This is a genomic window from Caballeronia sp. M23-90 (assembly GCF_053574605.1).
Window position 1 is genome coordinate 1 of record NZ_JBSIPA010000430.1, and the last position, 5,416, is coordinate 5,416.

At 58.3% G+C, this 5,416-nt stretch carries 4 protein-coding genes and 1 pseudogene; 2 read left to right on the forward strand and 3 right to left on the reverse strand.

Going from position 1 to position 5,416, the window contains the following annotated elements; all coding sequences use genetic code 11:
- Positions 1 to 658, forward strand: a 658-nt coding sequence (locus ACRXB1_RS29080) for an ATP-binding cassette domain-containing protein (RefSeq protein WP_449493993.1), incomplete at its 5' end; no start/stop codon positions are given.
- Between the two features lie 194 nt (positions 659 to 852).
- On the opposite strand, the gene ACRXB1_RS29085 is transcribed toward ACRXB1_RS29080, so the two are convergent.
- Positions 853 to 1,131, reverse strand: coding sequence for a hypothetical protein (locus tag ACRXB1_RS29085; protein WP_062001928.1), 279 nt, complete (start codon positions 1,129 to 1,131; stop codon positions 853 to 855).
- Between the two features lie 680 nt (positions 1,132 to 1,811).
- Here ACRXB1_RS29085 and katG point away from each other — a divergent pair.
- A complete protein-coding gene (gene katG / locus ACRXB1_RS29090) occupies positions 1,812 to 4,082 on the forward strand; it encodes a catalase/peroxidase HPI (protein WP_449493994.1) in 2,271 nt (756 codons plus the stop codon).
- A 109-nt stretch (positions 4,083 to 4,191) separates the two neighbouring features.
- On the opposite strand, the gene ACRXB1_RS29095 is transcribed toward katG, so the two are convergent.
- Together ACRXB1_RS29095 and ACRXB1_RS29100 are read right to left on the reverse strand one after the other, a co-directional pair.
- Complete coding sequence (locus tag ACRXB1_RS29095) at positions 4,192 to 4,536, reverse strand: cupin domain-containing protein (protein WP_449493995.1); 345 nt, start codon at positions 4,534 to 4,536, stop codon at positions 4,192 to 4,194.
- 49 nt (positions 4,537 to 4,585) lie between these two features.
- A pseudogene (locus ACRXB1_RS29100) lies at positions 4,586 to 5,416 on the reverse strand (hypothetical protein); the annotation flags it as partial.

Below are 5,416 nucleotides of genomic sequence, written 5' to 3' on the forward strand. Positions count from 1 at the left end.
TAACCGGTCCGTGCTGGCCGGGCAGCGCATCGGCATTCTCGGTGCCAACGGCCAGGGCAAGTCCACGCTGGTGAAAACGGTGGCGCACGAGCTGGCGCCTATTGCGGGCGAAATCAGCGAAGGCAAGGGCCTGAACATCGGGTACTTCGCTCAGCAGGAGCTCGACGTGCTGCGTCCTCTCGACACGCCGCTGGAACACATGATCCGCCTCGCCAAGGACACGCCGGCCAACATGCGTGCCCCTGGCCAGAGTGGCACCGAACAATCGCTTCGCACCTTCCTCGGCACCTTCAGCTTCAGCGGCGACATGGTCCATCAGGCAGTCGGCACGATGAGCGGCGGCGAAAAGGCGCGGCTCGTGTTGTGCATGATCGTGTGGCAGCGTCCCAACCTGCTGCTGCTCGACGAACCTACCAACCACCTCGACCTGGCCACACGCGAAGCGCTGGGCATGGCACTCAACGAATTCGAAGGCACGGTGCTGCTGGTCAGTCACGACCGGTCCCTGCTGCGCGCAGTATGTGACGAGTTCTGGCTCGTCACCAAGGGTGGCGTCGAGCCCTTCGACGGCGATCTGGACGATTACCAGCAGTTCCTGCGCGACGAAGCGCGGCGCATGCGCGAGCAGACTGCCGGGGAGCAGAAGGTCATCGCCTGAGTTGAACGGCGGGCAGTTCCGCATGGCTTGAGCTGCCCTGCCGGTGACGAGGGGTTTCTTCCTATGTTTAGGATGCGATGGTCACTGTTGTGGCAGTGTCAAAAGTATCGACCCGCTTTGTAAAGCATGCTTGTAGGCATGCGCTCTGAAGCGTTGGAGAATGATACGGCCCGCGCCTTTCATCTGCAGAGAGCCTAGTCGAAGATCCACGCTTCAAGCTCTGAGCGCGATCCGTATCGCGGAGCTTCCAGCCAGGCGACCAGATCGGCGTGCAGCCGATTGCAGGTACGCTCGTCGAGGTCAAACTTGGCGTGCAGGAACCCGCTCCCGTCGTCGCCGATCTCAGCGCCTTTCGCCCATTGACCGTCCCAAAATACGACAGTGCGCTCATTGAGTTCCGCCGTCGTACAACGAGGCATGCTTCGAAGCAACGTTGCCAGATGCGCCTGAAAGGCCACACAACCCATGTCCATGACCGGGCTCCAAGAATAAGATTTTTAAAGGTGTGGGCTCTGATAGCAAGCAGCGTGCCGATTGTTTGCGATCTGGTCCTGCTTGATAAGTAAATCAACGAAGCCAAATCACGGATCGTCGTCTCAACGTTCCAGGACACTGCAGCGCGATAGACTCTTAACCCAACTGAAGGAACAAAGACACGGCGATCCGGGAAACCTTTGACTCGGGTCCTGTGGGCCCGCACTCAAGTCGTTGGCCAGCTTACAGTGAAAAAACATTCTGGATTCCTTATCAATATCAGCATGACATTTCGTGGAGCCAGGCACGATCGTATGTCGGTTTATTGCAGCACGACTGGGTTCCTGCTTCGTGCGCGTGAGTTGTAAGGAACCAGTTTGGGACGCGTTGCGAGCGATAGCCATCGATTATCAAAGCCATTGCAGTAAATACATTCTTTTATTCATTGCGGTATCGTATATTTTCGGCTGTGGCAAGCAGTCCGGCAGCCTGCAACCGGGCCAGCGAGGCGGATTGCGTCGCTGAACAAAACCGTACTTGTCATGTATTCAATCGTAGAAACCCATAAATGCCGGGCAAGCAGACTTTGAACGCTATTACGCAACTATCCGGCAATTTGATTTCCATGCCGGACGCGAAGCCGAACACCTGCCGGGCAAATCCCTATAGGAGATAAGGCATGTCAACCGAAGCAAAGTGCCCAATCAACCACGCAGCCGGCGGCGGCACAACGAACCGCGACTGGTGGCCGAAGCAACTGCGGCTGGACTTGCTCAGCCAGCACTCGGGGAAAGCAAATCCTCTTGGTAAGGACTTCGATTACGCCGAGGCGTTCAAAAGCCTTGATCTATCCGCGGTGAAGAAGGATCTCGCCGCATTGATGACGGATTCGCAGGACTGGTGGCCGGCGGACTTCGGTCACTATGGCCCATTGTTCATTCGCATGGCGTGGCACAGCGCCGGTACTTATCGCATCGCCGACGGCCGGGGCGGAGCCGGGCGAGGCCAGCAGCGGTTCGCGCCGCTCAACAGTTGGCCCGACAACGTCAGCCTCGACAAGGCCCGGCGTCTGCTTTGGCCTATCAAGCAGAAGTACGGTCAGAAGATTTCCTGGGCAGACTTGTTGATCCTGACCGGCAACGTTGCGCTAGAAACCATGGGCTTCAAGACTCTCGGATTTGCGGGTGGCCGCGAGGACACATGGGAACCGGACCAGGATGTTTACTGGGGAAACGAAAAGACCTGGCTCGGCGGCGATGTCCGCTATGGCAAGGGCGCGGCCGGCAATGACAAGGACGGCGGCGTGCTCGTGGCAGACGAACAAAAGCACGGCGAGGAAAAGAGCCGTACCGACAACGACCGCATTCTCGAGAATCCACTCGGCGCAGTGCAAATGGGTTTGATTTACGTCAATCCTGAAGGGCCCGACGGCAATCCTGATCCACTTGCGGCCGCGCATGATATCCGTGAGACGTTTGCACGCATGGCGATGAACGACGAGGAAACCGTCGCGCTGATCGCCGGCGGGCACACGTTCGGCAAGACGCACGGCGCGGGTCCGGCCGACAATGTCGGTCCCGAACCCGAGGCTGCGGAACTCGAAAACCAGGGCCTTGGCTGGAAGAACAAGTTTGGCACCGGAAAGGGCGGCGACACGATCACGAGCGGGCTGGAGGTGACCTGGACCAGCACGCCTACCCAGTGGGGCAACGGGTTTTTCGAGAACCTGTTTGGTCATGAATGGGAGCTGACCAAGAGTCCCGCCGGCGCGAACCAATGGGTTGCGAAGGGCGCGGATGCGACGATTCCCCACGCGCATGATCCGTCGAAGAAGTTGGCGCCCACTATGCTCACTACCGACCTGGCGCTGCGCTTCGACCCGGAATACGAAAAGATTTCGCGCAATTTCCTGCAAAATCCCGACCAGCTTGCCGATGCCTTCGCGCACGCGTGGTTTAAATTGACGCACCGCGACATGGGTCCGCGGCTCCGGTACCTTGGGCCGGAAGTCCCTGGCGAAGAGCTGATCTGGCAAGACCCGATCCCAGCAGTCGATCACACTTTGATCGACGAACAGGACATTGCTTCTCTAAAGGAAAAAATCGCGGCATCGGGGCTTTCCGTGTCGCAGCTTGTCTCGACTGCGTGGGCATCGGCGTCGACATTTCGTGGCTCGGACAAGCGCGGCGGCGCGAATGGCGCGCGCATCCGGCTGGCTCCGCAGAAGGACTGGGCGGTCAATCAGCCCGCTGAACTGGCAAAGGTCCTGCAGATTCTCGAAGGCATTCAGAGCGGCTTCAACGGTGCGGCCACTGGCGGCAAGAAGGTGTCGATAGCGGACCTGATCGTGCTGGGCGGCAGTGTGGGCATCGAACAGGCGGCGAAGGGTGCTGGACGCCAGGTCAGCGTACCTTTTACACCAGGTCGTATGGACGCTTCGCAAGAGAAGACCGATGTGATCTCGGTATCGGCTTTGGAACCGCTCGCCGATGGTTTTCGCAACTATGAGAAAGCGAAGTTTGGTGTTCCGGCCGAAGCGCTGTTGATCGACCGTGCACAGTTGCTCACGCTGACAGCACCTGAAATGACTGCGCTGATTGGCGGCTTGCGCGTTCTGAACGTGAATGCTGGAAAGAGCAAGCATGGCGTGTTCACTGATCGTCCGGAAACGCTCACCAATGACTTCTTTCGCAACTTGCTCAGCATGGATACGGAATGGAAGGCGCTAGCAGCAGATCGTGACGTGTTCGAAGGACGAGATCGCAAGAGCGGCGAGGTGAAATGGACGGGCAGCCGCATCGATCTGGTGTTCGGCGCGCAAGCTCAACTGCGAGCGCTGGCCGAAGTGTATGCAAGCGAAGATGGGAACGAGAAGTTCGTTCACGATTTCATCGGTGCATGGGTCAAGGTGATGAACCTGGACCGATTCGATGTTGTTACTGCCGGTTGATCCTTGACTGAAGGCAGGCAGTACGGCTCCGGGATTTACCGGAGCCGTACTGGTTTGCCGGAGCAGGCCTGCAATCGTCGTCTGCCTCCCCGAAGTTCGACGACCTTGATCAAAAAATAACGTACACCTTGCGCATCGCTTCTTCGACTTCCCACAGACCCTCTGTGTTGGCTTCGAAGAACAGCGTGTCGCCGCTGGCAAAGTGGATGGTGTCTTCGCCGTCTGCCGTGAAACGTCCGCGGCCGGCGAGAAAGTGCATGACCTCCGCTTGCTTGACCGAGCGCCTGTAGGTGCCCGCCGAACATTCGAAAATGCCGGTGTCGATGGCTTCACTGCCTTTGATTACCGTCTGCAAACCGGAAATCTGTATGGGCGCGGTGCCCGGCAAACCTGCAGTTCCCCAGTCTTCGAGGCCTTTGGCATTGACGCTTTGTTTGATCTGCTGGACCTTCACTGATGCCCCTCTGAATTCGTTCTGCCGCAATTGATTGAAACGTAAGGAATCAAACCGGACTGACGGTTCGCTCGATCTTGCCGAGCCGCACCACGGTCACACCCGGAAGCAATTGCCTGAGCGACGGCATGACAAGTACGCAATCGTCGTAGGGCGTAAGGACGGGTTGTCCGTTGGACCACGCAATCACGCTGCCTGCCTTCGGAAACACTTCGAGCCCGGTGTACGCATCCGCAAAGCGAAAATTCATGCTGTCGGCGACGACGGGCTGCGTCACGCGAACCACATTCATCTCGCTCGGCGACGGCTGGAGCCAGCCCTCTGGAAGGTCACTTTCGTCGACCACACCTGAGTGCTGCAGAAAACGCGCGGTGGTATCACGGGCGACCGTTACCGCGCTCGCTTCCCAGTGCTGACCGCATTCAATCAACAATGCGTTCTTCGCGCTGCCGGTGTCGCCGAATTCGCCATAGTCACGCATCCTGCGGCCCTGGGGATGACCTTCATCCACGATCACGGTGGCCGGCGTCCCGATTGCAAGCGCAAGTTCGATGCCTTTTTCCAGCGGCCCCGAAACGATCAGCGGCCGGCTCTTCTCGTGCATTGAATGCAAGTCGAGAAGCAAGTCGACAGTGTAACCATCGCATCCATTCTCCATCTGCATTTTCCAATTCCCGTCATAGATGTACGAGGAATTGCCACGCAACACTTCAAGCCCGTGAGGCGCCTGATCGACGATCTGGTCGATGATGGCCTTGGTCTCGCCGAGGTAGTCCTCCAGCGACATGGCGTCAGCATTGAGACTGCCGAACAGGAAACCGCGGTAGCTCTGAAACCGCGGTACCTTTTTCAGGTCATGCGAGCCGTTCGAATTGAATTG

Bases quoted from the DNA above. Each gene is read 5' to 3' on its own strand.
- ACRXB1_RS29085 (WP_062001928.1), bottom strand. From the start codon at position 1,131: ATGGACATGGGTTGTGTGGCCTTTCAGGCGCATCTGGCAACGTTGCTT.
- katG (WP_449493994.1), top strand. From the start codon at position 1,812: ATGTCAACCGAAGCAAAGTGCCCAATCAACCACGCAGCCGGCGGCGGC.